Source organism: Cryobacterium sp. SO1 (assembly GCF_004210215.2).
GTDB lineage: Bacteria > Actinomycetota > Actinomycetes > Actinomycetales > Microbacteriaceae > Cryobacterium.
Genome location: NZ_CP067394.1, coordinates 2,182,791 through 2,200,225 on the forward strand (window position 1 = coordinate 2,182,791; position 17,435 = coordinate 2,200,225).

The 17,435-nt window shown below is 62.9% G+C and carries 13 protein-coding genes and 2 pseudogenes; 4 read left to right on the forward strand and 11 right to left on the reverse strand.

All coding sequences use genetic code 11. The annotated features are described in order from the left end of the window. Window positions 1–74: 74 nt before the first annotated feature. From istA to pglZ, 9 genes and pseudogenes are all read right to left on the reverse strand, one after another. Window positions 75–890: pseudogene (istA, locus tag BJQ95_RS10265) on the reverse strand (IS21 family transposase); the annotation flags it as partial. Window positions 891–1,693: 803 nt separating this feature from the next. After that, window positions 1,694–2,440 (reverse strand): PP2C family serine/threonine-protein phosphatase, encoded by a 747-nt coding sequence (locus BJQ95_RS10270; protein WP_130177590.1) that lies wholly within the window; start codon window positions 2,438–2,440, stop codon window positions 1,694–1,696. Next, the gene (locus BJQ95_RS10275; protein ID WP_130177589.1) at window positions 2,441–3,121 is read right to left on the reverse strand and encodes a VWA domain-containing protein; all 681 of its coding nucleotides are present in this window, start codon (window positions 3,119–3,121) and stop codon (window positions 2,441–2,443) included. Window positions 3,122–3,160: 39 nt separating this feature from the next. Next, window positions 3,161–5,470, reverse strand: coding sequence for a hypothetical protein (locus BJQ95_RS10280; RefSeq protein ID WP_240694724.1), 2,310 nt, complete (start codon window positions 5,468–5,470; stop codon window positions 3,161–3,163). 349 nt (window positions 5,471–5,819) lie between these two features. Next, complete coding sequence (locus BJQ95_RS10285) at window positions 5,820–6,248, reverse strand: helix-turn-helix domain-containing protein (protein WP_130177588.1); 429 nt, start codon at window positions 6,246–6,248, stop codon at window positions 5,820–5,822. A 191-nt stretch (window positions 6,249–6,439) separates the two neighbouring features. Next, entirely contained in the window at window positions 6,440–6,949 is a 510-nt protein-coding gene (locus BJQ95_RS10290; RefSeq protein WP_130177587.1) for a hypothetical protein, read from the reverse strand. Continuing rightward, window positions 6,946–9,027, reverse strand: coding sequence for a DEAD/DEAH box helicase (locus BJQ95_RS10295; RefSeq protein WP_130177586.1), 2,082 nt, complete (start codon window positions 9,025–9,027; stop codon window positions 6,946–6,948). The genes BJQ95_RS10290 and BJQ95_RS10295 overlap by 4 nt, the downstream gene beginning before the upstream one ends. Window positions 9,028–9,029: 2 nt before the next feature. Continuing rightward, window positions 9,030–10,366, reverse strand: a pseudogene (gene brxD, locus BJQ95_RS10305) (BREX system ATP-binding protein BrxD). Then, the gene (gene pglZ, locus BJQ95_RS10310; protein WP_256041345.1) at window positions 10,363–11,373 is read right to left on the reverse strand and encodes a BREX-2 system phosphatase PglZ; all 1,011 of its coding nucleotides are present in this window, start codon (window positions 11,371–11,373) and stop codon (window positions 10,363–10,365) included. Before pglZ ends, brxD begins: the two are co-directional and overlap by 4 nt. Between pglZ and BJQ95_RS10315 the strand changes: the two genes are divergently transcribed. Beyond that, the gene (locus BJQ95_RS10315) at window positions 11,366–11,632 is read left to right on the forward strand and encodes a DUF6112 family protein (protein WP_130177583.1); all 267 of its coding nucleotides are present in this window, start codon (window positions 11,366–11,368) and stop codon (window positions 11,630–11,632) included. The genes pglZ and BJQ95_RS10315 overlap by 8 nt on opposite strands. A 145-nt stretch (window positions 11,633–11,777) precedes the next feature. Here the strand turns inward: BJQ95_RS10315 and BJQ95_RS10320 are convergent, their stop codons facing one another. Continuing rightward, window positions 11,778–12,365, reverse strand: coding sequence for a hypothetical protein (locus BJQ95_RS10320; protein ID WP_130177582.1), 588 nt, complete (start codon window positions 12,363–12,365; stop codon window positions 11,778–11,780). A 232-nt stretch (window positions 12,366–12,597) separates the two neighbouring features. After that, complete coding sequence (locus BJQ95_RS10325) at window positions 12,598–14,055, reverse strand: hypothetical protein (RefSeq protein ID WP_130177581.1); 1,458 nt, start codon at window positions 14,053–14,055, stop codon at window positions 12,598–12,600. Window positions 14,056–14,279: 224 nt separating this feature from the next. On the opposite strand from BJQ95_RS10325, the gene BJQ95_RS10330 reads away from it, so the two are divergent. Genes BJQ95_RS10330 through BJQ95_RS10340 form a run of 3 tightly spaced genes read left to right on the forward strand, consistent with a single transcriptional unit; the run spans window position 14,280 to window position 17,413 of the window. Continuing rightward, window positions 14,280–14,573 (forward strand): DUF6112 family protein, encoded by a 294-nt coding sequence (locus BJQ95_RS10330; protein WP_130177580.1) that lies wholly within the window; start codon window positions 14,280–14,282, stop codon window positions 14,571–14,573. A gap of 30 nt (window positions 14,574–14,603) precedes the next feature. Continuing rightward, window positions 14,604–15,926, forward strand: coding sequence for a conjugal transfer protein TrbL (locus tag BJQ95_RS10335; protein ID WP_205750107.1), 1,323 nt, complete (start codon window positions 14,604–14,606; stop codon window positions 15,924–15,926). Window positions 15,927–15,949: 23 nt separating this feature from the next. Further along, window positions 15,950–17,413, forward strand: coding sequence for an SCO6880 family protein (locus tag BJQ95_RS10340; protein ID WP_256041346.1), 1,464 nt, complete (start codon window positions 15,950–15,952; stop codon window positions 17,411–17,413). Window positions 17,414–17,435 lie beyond the last annotated feature (22 nt).

The following is a 17,435-nucleotide window of genomic DNA, read 5'->3' on the forward strand; positions in this document are numbered from 1 at the left end:
CTCACCTCCAGTGAAATCGAAAGAGATGAGCCAGCGTAGGCGGGCCGCGATTATCCCGAGGAAATCAGCCCTCAGGCCGCCACCGCACAGGCATCGCGGCCGATACTCGGGATAACAGAATCCTCGGGATAGTCTTTGGGCGCACGCACCCTGCCCGGCAATACCGCGGCCGAATAGTGCCCCGCCATCTCCCGGTAGGCGTCGTTGAGAACGACCTCTCCCTCCCGAGGGTGCGAGATCACCCCGGTCTTCAGGTTGTCGGGCACCAGGCGCGGGGCGCTGCCGCCGAAGAAGGCGAACATCGCCGCATGGGCGCGCAGCCACGAATCCTGGCGCATACCCAGGCTCGCTTCCACGAACGCATACCGGCTGAAGGGCAGGCACGCGACGAACAAATACACCTTCGAGATCTCACCGGTCGTCGGATCCAACAGCTGCATCGTGGGCCCGGACCAGTCGACCTCGATGCTGCGGCCGGCCTTGTGGCCCACGCGAGACGACGCCCCGGTCACGGCGGCGTGCTCGCCATAGAGCCGGCAGAACCGGTCGTAACTCATCGTTGCCTGCCCGGCGCGAGAAGACGCGTCGACATACTCCTGGTGGAGCAGCTTCAACGTCACCCCGACCCGGGCCAGCTCGGTGTGCACCCGAGCCCAGTCCGGCTGCGCGAACACGCTCTCGCGGACCCCGCGACCGGGAAACAACGCCGAATACACCTCAGCCTCCGACAGCTCAGCGATGTCAGCCCAGCCGAGACCTGCCAGCTCGGCCGCGTCGAGGACCGCCTGAATGCTGTGCCGGGACATCCCCTGAGCCGACTCGATCGCCCGCCGCGACAAGCCCTGATTACGCAGCTGCAACACCAGCTTCGCTTTGATCTTCCGTACCATTACCGGTACTCCTTCCACCGTGTGGCCATCACACGGTGGAAGGAGCTTTTCAGGTGGGGCTCAACCACGCCGACAGTGGTGCTGAACAGTGCGAATCACGGACCTGAACAGTGGTGCTCAAGCGCACCCCAGGTGGTGCCCACCGAAGCCAATATTCATAGATGCCCTGCTCCCGCAGATACGCGCCGCGCCCGTTCCGCGAGATGGCGACCTTGTAGGCGGTGAGGTGGTCAAGTTTCTGCTTCGGGGTGAACGACCGCCGGGGCGTGGGGCCGCCTGCGCGGGGGGCCGGGACTGCTGTTATTCATGGGACTATCGTCGCGCACGGCGATCAACGATGGGCTGGACATTTGGTGGGACATCCTGATTCTCGCCCCACGTCAAACGGCGGACTTGCTCTGAGCTACTGGCCTCAACTCACCCTGACACGTGCGGGACCGGCACGGTGACGACGAAGTCCACCACGCGCCGGGCATGACACCGTTGGTTCAACCACCTGGGCATTTGGAAGTATCGGGCTGCCGGCGCTGCCTTGCTAGATCCGATACAACTGATCAAGAAGCTTGTCTCTGCCAATCACTCTCATCAGATTCCGTTAGGTACCGTGAATGTACGGTCAAATTCCATCGCTTAGAGCGAGCCGCTCGCGCTTCCTGGCTCTATCTGGCCATTCGTCTGCCAGCACCAGCTCCACCCAGGTGAGCTGGAACTCTTCGATACGACGAGCCGCATGATTCACGGTCGCCGCACTCTCCGCGATGATTGACAGCTTCGCAAGTCTTAATCGCTCGGGCGTACACCAATTACGGCCGACCTAGGACGCCTATGGAACAGTCGTCCTTGGTCGCGTTGCGCACTCTGACGTCTACGAGCTTCCGCAACTGTTTCTTGGGCTTCGAGTTCCTGCTCAGTCTGGTGGGCGTAGCCCCAACGGCCACGATGATCTTGGTGCATGCGGCCGCCAGCTGACGCGTGCGAGCGTTGAACAGGCTTTCCCCAGCGCCGTCGCTCATAAGGATGAACCCGGTCACCCCTTGCAGCGAGCCTCGAAACAGTCGCATCGACCCGGCGGCTCCCGAAGAGGTCACGAAGGTTGTTTGATTCGCGAACTCGCTGTTGTCTGGAGCGGAGCAGACATGCAGTTCCCCGTTCTTGAGGTATCCAATAACCCCGTCACCCACATGTGCGCCGAGGAACTGATCGCCAGAGACCGCAACGCCGAGAAAGGTAGAGGCGAAGTCTTGCACGTCACGACCGTGACGCTCGGCGACTGTGGTGACCTTGGCGAGAAGCCGCTCTAGAAGCTCGATCTTGACTTGTCCACCGTCGATGCGCGCCACAAGCTGGTCGAACTGCTCGACCAGCGCGACGCATCCCTCGTCTACTACTGCTTGCGCACCGAATTCGGAGTGAGAGGCAGACCCTGCGCCGTCAGCGAGACAGATCGCCTGGACGTCACCCCGCGAAAGATATTGCGTCCGATCCTGTCCGCGCGTTCCGTCGAGCTCGTGCCCTCGACCACGAGCTTGATGGTGGAACTCGTTGAACATTTACAAATCCGCCCAGCCTGCTAAGCCCTCAAGATCAAGCTTGACGGCGTCGCCGGGCGTGGACCGCGAGACTCGGGAAACAGACTTCGATAGCCACTCGAAGAACTCTTTGAAGCTCAGGCCTCGGAGGCGAAGCGGAGGTCGGTTCGGGCTGAATCGCGCGAGTACGTCCATGTCAGCATCCGCGCCGATCCCGATCGGGAAGACCGTGAGTTTCTTCTGAGCGACGAGTTCGGTCACGCGACGGACTGCGCGTTCGAGCTCATCGGAACGCCCGTTCGGTTGGCCGTCGGTCATCAGAACGAGCCAGGGCTGGTAGTACAGGACGCCCGCGTTGGAGTATGTGGACTTGCGCTTCTCGAGGGTGTCGAGCGCGAGGTTCACACCGTCACCGAGGGCTGTGCCGCCAGTCGCATCGATGGCATCGATGCGACTCAGGCGCTCGACGCTCGCGAAGTCTTGAATCAGACTCGCCGCGGAGTTGAACTCGACAATGCTTACCTCGGCGGCATCGTGCGCGTCGTCATCTTCGTCGATCGCATCGTAGAACAGGTTGACGCCCTGGACGAGTTCGCGAATCTTCTCTCCCATCATCGATCCGCTCGTGTCGAGGCAGAGCGCTACGGGGACGCGCGGGGTTGGGTTCTCGACGAGGTCGTCGGCGCCAATATTGAGTGCCATGGGATTACCTTCCTGCTGATGTTTGATGCTTCGTGTGGATCAGGAGCTCAGCCATGTGACAAAGCGCTGCCAGGAGCTCTTCTTGGCCGGCGCAGCTGGGGTCGTGGATGCGGTCGCCGACCTCGTGGCAGTGCGCGATGAGCGCGCGGTAGTTGGTCGCGGTGGACAAGGTTTCTTTGTCGCAGTCTGGTGAGACTTCGGGATATCAAGCCCCTTGGAGATGAACCACCGCTCATGATCAAAAGTGATGAATGGCTGGCGACACTCGAGGCAGAGCCTTTTGGGGTTGAGCTCCGCAGCCTTCTTGACGCACGCACCGCAGCGTCCATAGGTCAGTTCGGTTTTCGCCGACGGCGTCTTGCAGTCCTTGCACGGAACCGGCTGACAGTTTGAGCATTGGCCATCGACCAGATAGATCCGAGCAACTTCCCTACTGCAACTATCGCACGTCGCAAAGTTGCGTATGCGGTTGCAGTCGTGGCAACGACCATCCGTGAGCGCGTCGGCAGATTTTGGCTTGCCGCAGTCCGTGCATCTTGATTTGCTCTGGTTGCAGTCATAGCAAACGCTGGGTTCGTAGTAGGAGTGGTTCTCGTCGTCCCACCTGCCGACGATTGCGTTCGGCCGCTTACACTGCTGGCAGTCGCGGATAGGCGTGTCCGGACGGTACGCACGGAATCGAAACGGGTAGACATCGTTCGACATCGGGTCGAAGTCGTCATTGCCACCAAAGAAGTTGCGGTACTCGCGGAAGGCCGCGAGCCACTCACTTGCGGTCGGGCGACGATCGTAGCGCGAGCCACCCTGACGCTGGAAAGTGTTCCAGAACAGCCGCTTCACTTGGACCGGAATGTGGCTCCACATGAACTTCCAGCTTCCCTCAGGCTGATCCTGGTCGGACGGTCCCTGGAACTGAAACGCAAACTTTCCTTCTTTGATCAAGGCTGCGAAATCGCCACCATCGGCTCCGGCACGTGCATAGGGGAACTGACCCGTGATGAGAATCATGAAGAGCATTGTTGCAACAGCGAACCGTTCCTCCTCGACGGTGCGCAGCACATCTGCGTAATCACCTGTGATTGAGGACGCCGTAAACATGGCCGTACCCACGGGGCAGGGGTATCCCTCCACCTGCCACGAATCGGCATCGATGATCCAAACGTTCTTGTGCTCATCGACCATTAGATTCTTCGGATTGATGTCGCCGAGGAGGATGTTCAACGAGTGAAGGTAGGCGACCTTCTCCAGAAAAGAAACGCAAACATCCACGAGATCCGCTTTGGTCCAGGTCGGGTACACCCGTCTGAAGCGAGCTGGGCGCATGATCGTCGCCTGGAGCTCCTTCCCAGAGGCCCGCGGCATTGCGTATCCGACGAAGTTGCCGTCGCTGTTCGTGACAATGTTCGTCGGGAACCCGATGCCTTGCGATCCAAGTTCGTGCGAAATCAGAAGTTCGAGCTTTGCCTTTCGGTGTTCGGTTCGGTGATCCTTGTCAAAGATCTTGACGACCTGGCTTTTATCGCCCTGGACAGCATAGACGGACCCCTCGCCCCCCTCGCCGATCAGGTCACCCAGGACAAGCGCGTGTCGGGAGTGTTGTGACTCTGCGATCACACTGGCACCGGCGCTGGGGATGACAGCGGCTAGAAGCAGCTGGTCCTTCGGCTTGAGCGCCATAACACGCTTGAAGGCCCCGTCCGCTGGTTGTGGAGCGGAACTCGTTTCTACTCTCGCGTCGCGCCGGCCACCAAGCTTCGGAACGATGTCGGTGACGCCGAATGTGTGCCTGAACGTTTCTAGCAGGGGCGCTAGCGTCTGCACCTCGGCGTAGTCTTTGGGCTTTGCGAGCCCCTCCTCGATGTGCCGGGTGATCCGGGCGAGCTTCCTAGCAGCACGTTCGTACAAGTCCCTATCGGCATCCAGTGCGATCCGACCATCAGCACATACGGTGCCTGCCACAAGTTGATGCTTCGCTTCGGACGCGAGCAACCTGATGCGAAGGCGCAACGTGATGTCGTTGGTCAACAAGCACATGTCGTATTGGTCGCTGAAATGGGTGAAGAGATCGACGAACAAGTCGTCTGCGTAAGGGTTCGACCCATCGCCAAGGTCCTTGCGGATGAGCCCGTGGGCGGCGCCAGACTCCAAAGCCGTAAGCCACTGGCCAGCACGATGCACTGCAGCCGCACGTTCCTCAGTGAACAGGGACGCATCCAGGCTGCTCTGCTTATAGAGCTCATCGACGACCTTGGACGGGACCACGATCCCATTGCCGTTTCTGATGGCGACATCCTTACAACGCCCGAAAAGCCTCTTGAGACCTGCTGAGCGTTCAGTATCGGTATCCATGAAGACGTTCGTATCGATGAAGAGCCGATGGCCGGTCGCGACGAAATCCTCTGGCGCAAGGACGGTTGCTACGAGGGGATCTGCGTAGCGCCCAGTCGGAATTACGCCGATCGGCGGGCGCGCTGCTGGCGCAGGTCCTGCCGCGGGAACTGTTGGCATGCGTGGCGCTGGAGCAGTTGACGCGCCGCCCTCAGCGGCCAGGGCGATACGCAGCCTTCGTGCCACAGGCGGACTGATCGACGAAGACGGCCCCTTCACAAACTCACCCATTTCCTTGAGTCTCGTGAGCGCGACACTCGTGTCTACACCAAGCTCGCATGCAATCTCATGGACACGTGGATTCGCCACTTCACTCCTCCTTTTGACCGCTAGTGCGGAAAGAAACGTTGCTATGGAAGCTCGCGGCCGAACGAGAGGAGAACTCGGTGAGCAGTTCTGCCGCCCTTGCCTGGCTCACCTGGCGAGCACGCTGAAAGGCAACCAGTTCATCAGCAGGTATGCGGCTATGTGTACCGACTCTCACCGCTCCGATGTTGCCTGCGTCGATCAGTTTCATCAGCGTCGCACGAGAGATGCCGAGCATGGCCGAGGCTTCTGTAGTTGTGTAGAGCTCTTTGACAGGAACGACCACGGCACCGGCCCCGCGCTCTGCCTCAAGGAGCCGCAGGACATTCTCAGCGGTCGCGCGCGAGATTGTGAGCGTTACAGCCACGGGATCGCTTGATCCTTGGAGCGCACTGCGCAGCGCGTCGGTCGCGTTTTCTTTGTACTCAGACATATCGCCTCCATCGCTGCAATAGTGACTAACTGCTGTAACTGTATCGTACGTGTCGTATTTTTGATACCGATTTCTGGGCTCAAATGTGAACGAATGCCTACCTGACGGTAAGACCAAACGTGATGAGCGCTGCGCACCTGCCCGGTGTGTCTTCTCGAGTGCCGCTAGGGCAGCACGCCATTGACTGTCGATTAGGACGCGATGTCCCGGACCGCCCTTGAAGACTCCCCGCAGAGTTCGACGGGCAGCAGCACCGTCGCGAGCACATCGGCAAAGACAGAGCCCGGGACGCTCTTGAAGGTGAGCCTGTGCCACCGGGACGGATGCCGCGGCGGGAGTTCGACACTCCAGATCGGTGACTCCCTCCCCCGCAGCTCGCCCCAGAGCCAGTCGATCTGGTCGCGGTAGTGGCCCCTCGCTGGTCCGGACGGTTCGCTGACCCCATAGCCGAGGACCACACCGTGACACGCATCGAGGCCCTTGCTAATTGCTGGCCGCGACTCGAGCCACGGTTCAGGGTCTGCGCCGGCCGTGGTCATGCCGTTGGTCCTGAACGTTGGGACGTTCAAGACATTCACGACAGCCACGCGCTGAAAGCCGAGTATCTCCCGAGCCAGCTCAAGCCGTTTGAGCGTGCGCTCTCCAGAGGTCTCCGGTGGCGTCGCCAGGATTGCGAGCAATACCTTCTCTGGAACTGTCATTCACGGGCCGCCGCAATCACGATCTTCTGCGCCACGATGTCCCGCGCGCCCGTACGGTCCACGAACCGCTCGGCGAGCGTCGCGCTCGCCAGCCCCGGAGGCAACGCCGCCGAGAACTTCAGCCCCTCCACCGCCTCGGGGCTGATTACCGGAAGCGCCGTCTCAACATCGGCCCGGCGGATGTCGTCGATGCCAAAGTGCAGCGGCAAACGGATATTGAGGTTGTCGGCCCCTGCATCATCGGGATACCCCAGAGCGCTAAGCAGAGTCTCGTTCGCTCGCAGTCCCGACCAGGTCCACAGCGTCAGCTCCTTCGCCCCGCGTGAGAGGACGAGCCCGTCGTGGTCGACGGCGTCCGCGAGGTCGTCGCGCAAGCCCGCCATCCGGTCGACTCCGCGTTTGGACAGTGTGACGTCAGGATTCGCACCGAGAAGCACATCACGGCTGGCCCGCACCATCTCGAACCCCTCGGCGATGGGCGCGCTCGGCCACCGAACCTTGCCCTTCTCGGGCTGCTCGCTTACGAGCACCTCATGGCGCTCCCAGTCCACCGATTCGACCTTCCACGCGCGCCCCGCCAGGAGTAGCGGCTTCGGCGAATCGGTGCGGTGCCCCGCGAGGGAGAGCGGTGAGACTGATCCGATCTCGCGCCGACCGGCGACAACCTTCAGTTCCAGGTCGGCGATGAACGACGTCAGCAGATCCATGAAGTAGCGCCGCCCAAATTCGCGTTCGGCCTCGGGCCCGATGAAGAGCATGCCAGAGTCTTCCGTCAAGAAGTCATGAGCGCGCAGGTGGTCCAGAACCATCGCGGCATCGTCCATGACACCCAAACCTGACCACCATTCGGGCCAGGTGCCGGCGCCGAAGCGTCCTTCCTGCAAGGCCAGCGCCAGCAGCTGCTGGGCTGCAATGTGACGGGGTGACGGCGGCGGAACCACGGGCTCGACGAACCCGCGACCCCAGAGGACGAGGAGGCCCGACGCCCTCAGGAAGGTTGCCGGCTCTGTCGCGAGGAAGAGCGCGTTGCGAGCCGTCCCCGGCCGTCGGCCAGTACGCCCCAGCCGCTGCAAGAACGAAGCGACCGATCGCGGTGCGTCAATCTGGATCATCCGGTCGAGATCGCCGATGTCGATGCCGAGTTCGAGAGTGGATGTGGCGACGATGACGCAGTCGCGAGCCTCCGCGAATGCGCGCTCGCTCTGGCGGCGCTCATCGGCCGACAACGACGAGTGCGACACGAAGGTGGTCACGCCGCGCTGGCGCAATTCGAACGCAAGCTCCTCGGCCTGCGCCCGCGCCTCGCAGAAGACCAGTCGCTTTTCGCCGCGATGCAGGCGTGAGATCACCAATGCGGCGTTTGCCACTGACCCGACGTAGTCGAGCGTGACCTCGGGCGGGGCGCTGTTCGCCGCCACTTCGTCCAGGAGCACGCGAGATGGCCGCTCCGCTGCAGCGCCCGAGCCCTGCATCCAGTGGAGCATCTGGTCGGGGTTCCCGACCGTGGCCGACAGCCCGACGCGCTGGATCGGCTGATTCGCGAGCCGCTGAATGCGCTCGAGCACCGCCAAGAGGTGCCAGCCGCGGTCGGCGCCGGCGAAAGCGTGGAGCTCATCAATCACGATCGAACGCACGCCACGGAAGAGCGCATGGTGATCGACGCGCCGGGACACGAGCATGGCCTCCAACGATTCCGGCGTGGTGAGCAGGATGTCCGGCGGGTCCGCGAGCATCCGTCGCCGCTCACCGTCCGACACGTCGCCGTGCCACAGCCCGACCGTGCGCCCCAACCAATGGCCGTAGCCGTCCAGACGTGGCTTGAGGTTGTTCAAGAGAGCGCGCAACGGCGTCACGTAGAGCACGGACAGCCCGCTCCAATTCGATTCCACCATCTCCGACAGGAGCGGAAAGATCGCCGCTTCCGTCTTGCCGCCGGCGGTCGGAGCGACGAGTAGGCAGTCGGCGCCGGACCGAATCGGCGCTACCGCGGACTGCTGCAGCGGGCGCAGGTTCTGCCACCCCAGCGAATTGACGATGTGGTACTCAAGCGCGGGATTGAGACCGGTACCGGCGGCCAAGCTCAGAGATCCAGGTCGACGTCATCGACCGAGGAGGCACCCCGAAGGTCGCCCAGGTGCGCTGCTTCGCGCTCCAGGTCATTCAGTTCGTTGGCCGACACGGTCAGTGGGTAGTCCCGCCGCGGCCGGTAGTCGTCGAACTGGTCGACGCGATCCATCACGTCGATCAGTTTGCGGAGATACAGGCGCGGTGCCACTCCCACGCGGCCACCCAGTTGCCCCGCCACGGCCTGTGCCAGCTCAGCGACGTAGTCATCATCGACGAGCGTGCTCACACGGTCGTTAGCGTCAGCTCCAGCCGCGTAGATATTGCGCACGCGGATACCCAGTTCGCGTAGCGAATCCTGGGTGAAACCCGTCAGCCTGAGCTGAGGAGCCCGGGGGTTGTCGAACCGAGGGTCCCCGAGAAATCTGCCGATATTCTCTGCGCCAACGGCGGGAGTCGCTGCAGGCCCTGCTGGCCATCGAAGAAGGCCGGGGTTCCCGTGATCACGAGATACAGCCCGGGGAAACGTCCCGAGTCAATCTCGTCCACCAACTGCCGCAACGCATTCAGCGACTTCTCGCGCACGTCGGATCGGACACGCTGGAGAGTCTCGACCTCGTCGAGAATCACGATCAGGCCGCAATAGTCGGAGTCTCGCAGCACCGTGAGCAATCCCTGCAGAAACCCGAGGGCACCAAAGTGGTCGAGCTCCCCTCTGACCCCTGCAAGGCGCCGAACGGATGCCGCGACGTGCGGTTGGCCACCCAGCCAAGACAACAGACCGTCGGCCTGGGTGATATCACCGTTCAGTGTCGCGGCCCGATAGCCGCGGAGCGCGGTAGCAAAAGCTGGGGCGGCCTTGCTGACGGCGACGAGTCGGCGCTCGAGGAGCGCATCCGTGGCGGCGGCGACGGCGGCCGAATCTGCCGCGTCCGTTCCGGCTTCAATCACGTCGGATTCGAGGACGTGCAGCCAACCGTCGATGATCTCCCGGAACGCGCTGGGTTGGGCCTCCGAGGTGGTGAGGTTCTCGATGATGCGTCGGTAGATCGTTTCCAGCCGGTGCAGCGGCGTCTCCGTTTCGGAGATCTGCACTTCGGTGGTGGCGAAGCCTTTGCGCTTGGCAGTCTCACTCAGCCATCGGGCGAAGAAGGTCTTGCCCGAACCGTACTCGCCACGGATCGCCTTGAACTGGGCACCGCCGGCAGCCGTGGACTCCAGCTCGGCGTTGATGGTGGCCTCGAAGCGTTCCAGGCCCACCGCCATCACGTCGAGACCACGTTGGGGCACCGTTCCGCGACGCAAGGCGTCGATGATGTCCCGGCGTCTCCGGGGGCTCAGCGCCACGGTCATGCGCTCTGACCGAGCCCGAACTGTTCGCGCAGCAGGGAGCTATCGAGCAGGACGGTCTTCCCGTCGGTGTCGGTGGCGACCACTTCATAGCCCTCGACGTTCAGCAGGCGTCGCAACATGGCCAGTGTCGGCTCAATAGCGTTTGCCGCAATGCCGGCGGTGGCCGCGAGCGTATCTTTGTGAACCCGACCGTCGTGGCTGAGTAATAGGTCGAGCATCGCCGCGACGACGGCGGAATTGAGAGCGCCGCGCCCCGCCCGAAGCTGTTGTCCCACGAAAATTTCGCTCTCGATGACGCGCCGAGTCAACGACAATCCGACGGGGGTGTTATCAGCCGGTACCTCAAGGTCAAAGGCCATCTGGGAGGGTGCCTCAACGGTCTTCTTCGCTGGCTTGGTTGCGACAGACGTGAGCGGCACGGATGAAACCGTTCGGCTGGCCTCGTTCCACCACACGGGGGTCTGCGGCACAGCATCGACCCAGCCGGTGACACTGGGCTGCTCCTGCCGCCGGAAGACGAGCACGGGAATGGTGAGTTCGGCCAGGCTCGCCCCGCCGTGGTACCCGGCGGCCTTCGCGGTGTACCGCAGGCCTTCTGCACGGGCGAGGATGGCGCTGCCGCCCGCGGTGAGCACCCGCGAACCGGTAACCATAACTTCATCACTCGCCAGGGCGCCACTATCAACACTGCGCCAGCGCGCGCCGGCGCCCGCGACCGGGCGGGGCTCGCCACCTCGTTCAATGACATGGCCATGGTCAGAGGTCAGGATCACGACACGGCCGGCCAGGGCCGCCTCATTGAGTAGTGCACGCAGGTGTTGTATCTGTGGAAGTGTCCAGCGCGTTCCGCCCGGATCGTGCTTGGCGAGGGCGTCGTCGATGGTGTTCAAGACGACACCGACGACCCGTTGCCGGCGATCGGCGATCGCGGTTGTCACCGGTGCGGGCAGGAGTACGAGGTCGCCACAGCCGGATGCAGACCAGGAAAGGCGCAATGAGATGGACATCTTTCCCGACTTCGGCGCCGTCGGCGGCGCTGCGGAATTGCAGAGCATCGTCGGCGCGCTGCTGACATTCGTGCTCATCATGGCTGTGCTCATGATGATCATCAGCGGGGTCACCTGGGCTCTCGCCTCGGCGAACGGCAACTTCCAGACCGCCACCCGGGCTCGGATGGGACTGTTAGTAGCTTGCGGCGCAGCAGCCCTTGCGGGCAGCGGCGTCGCATGGGTCAACTTCCTACTCGACGTTGGCTCAACGCTTTAACGGGCAAACCTCACGCCGAGGCACGAGAAACTGAGAATCCTCGCCAATCCGTAATCCCGATTTGGGGTTTCTCATAAGTAACGGTGAGTACCGCCCTGTGGTTATGAGGCAGAGTGACGCTCCGGATTGCCCAGAAGGCTAACTCTCACGGCGACCCGCTTGCGGCTGAATTGCTCGTCGTGGACGCCGGGTGCCAGGGTGCGTGCCACTCGTACTTCCTTGCTAAAGCGTCGAAATCCAAGGTCAGCGCTTCCTCGAGCTGAGGGGTAGTTTCGTTAATGCGCATTCCCATCACTTCTCGGCCGGTCAGCTTTGTATTGGGCCACGCAAGATCTCGCCGCGCTTCGATCATGAAATCAGAGACGAGTCGGATGATGATCATTGACGGCGGGTTGGTGCTCGATGCAACCCGGAATCTGTAGAACGCCCGCACCGCGTCGTCGGAACCCCATACCGAAACAAACGTCTGGAAGTCGGACATGACCTCCCCCGCCCCAGCGAGCGCCGCTTCCGTCTTGCCCGGTGTCATCATGTCCCCGAGCACTTCAAGCATCGGCTGGTAGAGCTCAAACTTCTTCTGAGCTATGCGCTCTTCGAGAGCCCGTAATCGCGCCGCCTCATGTTCCGCCGCCTTTGCTCGACCAGCAGAACGCGCCGCCCAGATGCCTGCAAAGACACTCACTACCGCCGGAAGCGCAATCGTGAGGATTTGGATCCAAAGAGGAAGGGTCATGTGCGAAGCCTATCTACGGGCGAAGGGCGCGTGTTTGCCGAGTGCGAAGCAAATGTCGGGTGCCAATCCGGCCATCCGGTCCGGACCGGATAACGCGCGAATCACACCTTTCGTGGGAAGGCCTCAGCCAATAGACGAGACGCCGCGTTTCGAATGAGGAACCGTCAGCGGGACATCGGTGCGTACGGTCAGGGATCCTCCGGCGGACGTTAGCTACGCAGCGCCGAGCCCTTTAGCCGACATCGCGGGGGTAGCCGCGCCGCGTGAGTTCTTCGAGGACGGGGCGCAGCTGCTGTTCTCGCTCGGCTTCTGCATCGTTTCGTTTCGCGATGATTGCATCTACGCCAGGTACGAACTTGACCACGAATTCGGGAATCTCCTCAGGCTCCATAGTGCTGACCACCCAGCCGCCCCTCGCTACGTAGGCCGGGGCGCCAGCTTCCTCGAACATCTGACGCATATCGTCGCTGTACGAGCCCACGGCCTCGCGATCGATCTGCACCTGCACTGCGAACTGCCTGGGACCGTGGGCGTCCCCGACCATCCCAATTCGCAACCACGACGGTAGAACTGGCGGAGTCGCCGCGATTACTCGAGCTCGGAATTCGTCCTCCGCTTGCTGTTCTTCAGCGCGTTCGGAGGCAACCGTCGCGCGTCGAGCCAGGACGGCGGATTCCGCACCAGCAAGAGCTATCTCGATGCGAGTCATATCAGTAGCAAAGTCACCCTCGATCTCAGCAATGACGAGTTCGCCATCCTCGTGGATCAAGAACCGGCGGTTGCCCGGCCATGGCCCGTTAAGTTCCTCGGAAATCGCGCCAGCCCATTCGTTGTATTCCGATTGCGACGGCACATCTTCCAGAGTGAGGGTAACCGTCGTGCGGTCGCCGGTCAGCTCGGCTCGATAGCTGCGAATCTTAGCGTGAGCATCGTCGAATCGCCGCTCGTGCCGTCGCGCCTTGTTTCGGCGGCGTCGCCGATCCTCCTGCCGAGCAGCTGGGCTTGCCTCAACGGCTGTGGCGAAGGTGAAGACGAACACGAGGGCACGCTGCACTTCCTCAAGATTGAGCAGCTCGGGACGCTGTTTTGCTTCGAGGAACCATATTGCCTCGCTCGGTTCCGGGGCGATGGCAGTCAGCAGCGCGACCTCCTGAAGCGCGACCACTTTGGGGTCGTCGCCGCCAATGGACCCGAACCCTGGCTCATAGCGAGCGTGACGGGGTGCCAACTTTGAGTTAGACGACACCACGAAGCTGCCCCAAATCCCAGCGACAACGTCGTAAGCCTTGACAACCGAGGCCATCGCAGCGGCCGAGTCGCTGCTCCGCATGAGCGCCTCCGCAAAATCGAGATGCTCCCGGATCTTTTCGTCTTCGACCGCGCTCGAGTAAAGCACGTCATCGAGATCAACACCATAGGCGAAAGTCACGACACTGGCGATTACCCGCTCGGTGGCGATGACCCATTGCGGAAGTTCGTCGCGGTCGACACCGGTGCCGGCGTGCTGGACAACGTTGCGAACTCGGTGCAGCCGCCGCCGGGACGTTTCAACACCGGCAGCAGGTATCCAGCCATGACCGCGGAGAGCTTGCAAGGGCTTCTCGACAAGATCGCGGTCGGTGAAGGTTCCAAGAAGGTACTCGGCCGCGGTGAATACGGTGCGCTCAATGGCAGCGTCAAGGAGAATCACCGCCGCTTGACGGTGCACCGCTCCGGGCGCTCTGGCTTGACCGGCTGCGAGATCTCGAAGTGATCGGATAGCGACTAAGTTCGCTAGGTCGTTCGGCGTCAACGGCATGACTCCATCATGCCGGGTCACGGCAATCGGCCGGCTGTTATGTTGCAACGTGCTGTCCGTCAGGCGATCCGTCTATGCGAACGTGGGGATGCTGTGCACTCCTCCCTCTCGTAGGCATGAAACGACCGAGGGAGCCAACTGTGATCGACATCAATCCGAACGGCACGGGGCTTCCCGGCATCGAGCAGTTGCGAATCATCGTCGGCGCGGTGATGACCGTTGGCCTCATCCTGAGCGTGCTTGCCTTGATCATCTCGGCAATCGTGTGGGGCTTCGGGGCCAACTCTTCCAACCCGCATCTCGCATCCCGAGGCAAGCTCGGCGTGCTCGTGTCGTGTGGCGCCGCGATCATCGCCGGCGCATCCGTCACTCTGGTCAACTTTTTCTGGAACGTCGGCCAAGCCGTCTGACCCCGATTCCTACGTGAGCGGGGCCACCAGATGAGCGTGTGCGATGTGCCGGTGATCGCGGAGGTCTGCAACACGGTCGGGGAAGGCGCCGCATCGTTGGTCGCGGCGCCGTTTGATTGGCTTGCGAACGCAATGGGCTCCGCCGCGGCCTGGCTCTTCGAATCCGTCTGGGCTGCCTTCGACTCGACAACGCTCGTAGACCTCACCGATCCGGCGTACATCGACGTCTACAACGTGCTCTTTGGCGTCGCCGTCTTCGTCACCCTGGTGTTCTTCTGCCTGCAACTCATCACTGGGCTCGTTCACCGCGACCCAACGGCGCTCTCCCGAGCCGCGATCGGTGTCGCCAAGTCGGTGCTCGGATCGTTCGTGATCATCGCTATCACAGGCCTTCTCCTGGAGATCACCGATCAGTTGACGATCGGGATCGTCCACGCCAGCGGCAACACGATGGAGGGGATGGGCAACCGGATCGCGCTCCTACCTGCGGGCCTCGCCGCACTCAACGTCGGTGCCCCCGGTGTCGGTGCCATCGTGACAATCTTTCTGTCCGCGCTCGCAATCAGCGCCGCGGCGATCGTCTGGTTCTCGCTCCTCATCCGCAAGGCACTGCTGCTGGTGGCGATCGTCTTCGGACCGATAGCGCTGGCGGGCGCGACCTGGGATGCCGCCAAGGGCTGGTTCACGAAATGGGTTGCATTCGTGATCGCCCTGATCCTGTCGAAACTGGTACTCGTCGTGATCTTTCTGGTAGCGGTCGCCCAGGTCGCGGCACCGATCGACGCGGATCTGGCATCCGTCAGCGATCCGATCGCCGGGATCGCATTGATGTTCATCGCCGCCTTTGCGCCTTACATCACGTACAAGTTCCTGAGCTTTGTTGGGCTCGACATGTACCACGCCATGTCGAGCGAGCAGGAAGCGAAGTCGGCGCTGAACCGGCCCGTCCCGGTGCCGAACGCACCGATGGCGGAAGGCGCGAAGAAGATCCTTGGACCAAGTGGCGACGGCGGGAGCGGGAAGTCGGCACCAGGTGGTCCTTCAGCGACAACCGCACCGAACGGCGGAGGGCCTGGCCCCACGTCAGCCTCGAGCACGGGCGCATCCGCCAAGGCCGGAACCGCCAGCGGGGGCGCGGGTGCCGGAGCGGGTGTGGCAGCCGCGGGTGTTGCAGCCAGCGCGACTGTTGCCACGGCCGGCCCCAAGGCCGGTGCTGCGGTCGGGCAGACGGCAGACGCTCATATGCAGTCCACCGGTGAGTCGGCCCTACCGAGCGCCTCTCCCCCAGCACCCAGGCCACCGCGACCACGGGGGCCCGCGTCGGCACAGGATTCTGCCTCCCCCACAGTCTGATCAACAAAGAAGGACGTGTAGTCATGGACGCTGACAAGAATCACGCCGAGTACCAACTGGCGCCGGTGCAGTTCTCGCGACTGACCAAGCGGGGCATCCTTCTCGGTCTTTCGGTGCCTCAACTGGTTGCCCTGTCGATCGGGACGCTCACCATCGTCACCGCGCTTTACACGGCGGGCGCCGTCGGCGTCGCCTGGGCGAGCCCTGTTTGGGGCACCGCGGTGTTGACTGCCAGCATCCCGATCGGTGGCCGAAAGATCGTCGAATGGGTGCCGATTGTCAGTCGTTGGGCATGGCGTGCCGCCCATGAGCAGCTAACCTATCGGCGCCAAATTGTGCGCCCGCGTCCGATCGGGACCCTGTCGCTTCCGGGCGACGCGGCCGCGCTGCGCGAGTGGAATGATCCCGAGTCAGGGGCGGTCATGATTCACGACCCACACGCGAAGACGCTTACTGCGGTTGTGGCGGTGTCGCACCCGGCATTCGCGTTGCTTGACCCTGGTGAGCAGCATCGGCGGGTGGCGGGGTGGGGGCGGGTATTGGCCGGAGCATGCCGGTCGGGGCGAATCGCGCGGCTACAGGTCTCGGAGCGCACCCTACCCGATTCCGGCACCGGGCTCGCCGAGTGGTGGGAGCGGCACGGCATCAATGACGACAGCTGGGCAGCATCCACCTACCGGGAACTCATCGAACGTGCCGGGCCCGCCGGTGAACGTCATGCGACAACGATCGCGCTTTCCCTCGACCTCGCTGCCGCCTCTCGTCAGGTCCGCACGCAGGGCGGTGGGATGCGCGGCGGTGCGGCGGTGCTCCGCCAGGAAATGACCGCCCTGACCCAGGCGCTGCGGGCAGCAGACCTCACTGTCGGCGGGTGGTTGACCGCTGACGAGCTCGCGATGACTCTCCGAACTGCTTACGACCCCGCCGTCGGCGTCGACCTGGAACGACATCCCGACATCGGCCGCGCACTCGACACCGCCGGCCCGGTCTCCGTCGCCGAGAGCTGGGATCGTCTCCGCACCGACAGCGCCTTCCACGCGGTGCTCTGGATCAGCGAATGGCCCAGATCCCAGGTCTACCCCGGCTTCCTGCTGCCCCTCGTCTTCACCAACGGCATCCTTCGCACTGTGTCGCTGCACTACCTGCCCGTGCGCGCAGATCAAGCAGCGCGCGACCTCCGCAAGAAGAAGACCGAGCTGATCAGCGACGCCCACCAGCGCAGGCGTATCGGTCAGATCGAGGATGCCGGCGCGACGGCTGAGTACGAGGACCTGATGCATCAGGAGGCAGACCTCACGGCCGGTCACGGCGTTTTGCGCGCGACCGGTCTCGTGTGCGTGACCGCGCCGACCGTCGACGAGCTCGATGCCGCGGTGGCGTCGATTGAGCAAGCCGCCATCCAGAGCTCGTGCGAAACGCGACGGCTCGTTGGTCAGCAGGCACAGGCTTTCACCGCTGCGGCGCTGCCTCTGTGTCGCAGCGTGTGAGCGGTGCGCACCTGTCCTTAAC

Excerpts from the sequence above, each read along its gene's own strand:
- BJQ95_RS10270 (WP_130177590.1), bottom strand. The coding sequence starts at position 2,440 with ATGTTCAACGAGTTCCACCATCAAGCTCGTGGTCGAGGGCACGAGCTC.
- BJQ95_RS10275 (WP_130177589.1), bottom strand. The coding sequence starts at position 3,121 with ATGGCACTCAATATTGGCGCCGACGACCTCGTCGAGAACCCAACCCCG.
- BJQ95_RS10280 (WP_240694724.1), bottom strand. The coding sequence starts at position 5,470 with ATGGATACCGATACTGAACGCTCAGCAGGTCTCAAGAGGCTTTTCGGG.
- BJQ95_RS10285 (WP_130177588.1), bottom strand. The coding sequence starts at position 6,248 with ATGTCTGAGTACAAAGAAAACGCGACCGACGCGCTGCGCAGTGCGCTC.
- BJQ95_RS10290 (WP_130177587.1), bottom strand. The coding sequence starts at position 6,949 with ATGACAGTTCCAGAGAAGGTATTGCTCGCAATCCTGGCGACGCCACCG.
- BJQ95_RS10315 (WP_130177583.1), top strand. The coding sequence starts at position 11,366 with ATGGACATCTTTCCCGACTTCGGCGCCGTCGGCGGCGCTGCGGAATTG.
- pglZ (WP_256041345.1), bottom strand. The coding sequence starts at position 11,373 with ATGTCCATCTCATTGCGCCTTTCCTGGTCTGCATCCGGCTGTGGCGAC.
- BJQ95_RS10320 (WP_130177582.1), bottom strand. The coding sequence starts at position 12,365 with ATGACCCTTCCTCTTTGGATCCAAATCCTCACGATTGCGCTTCCGGCG.
- BJQ95_RS10330 (WP_130177580.1), top strand. The coding sequence starts at position 14,280 with ATGAAACGACCGAGGGAGCCAACTGTGATCGACATCAATCCGAACGGC.
- BJQ95_RS10335 (WP_205750107.1), top strand. The coding sequence starts at position 14,604 with ATGAGCGTGTGCGATGTGCCGGTGATCGCGGAGGTCTGCAACACGGTC.
- BJQ95_RS10340 (WP_256041346.1), top strand. The coding sequence starts at position 15,950 with ATGGACGCTGACAAGAATCACGCCGAGTACCAACTGGCGCCGGTGCAG.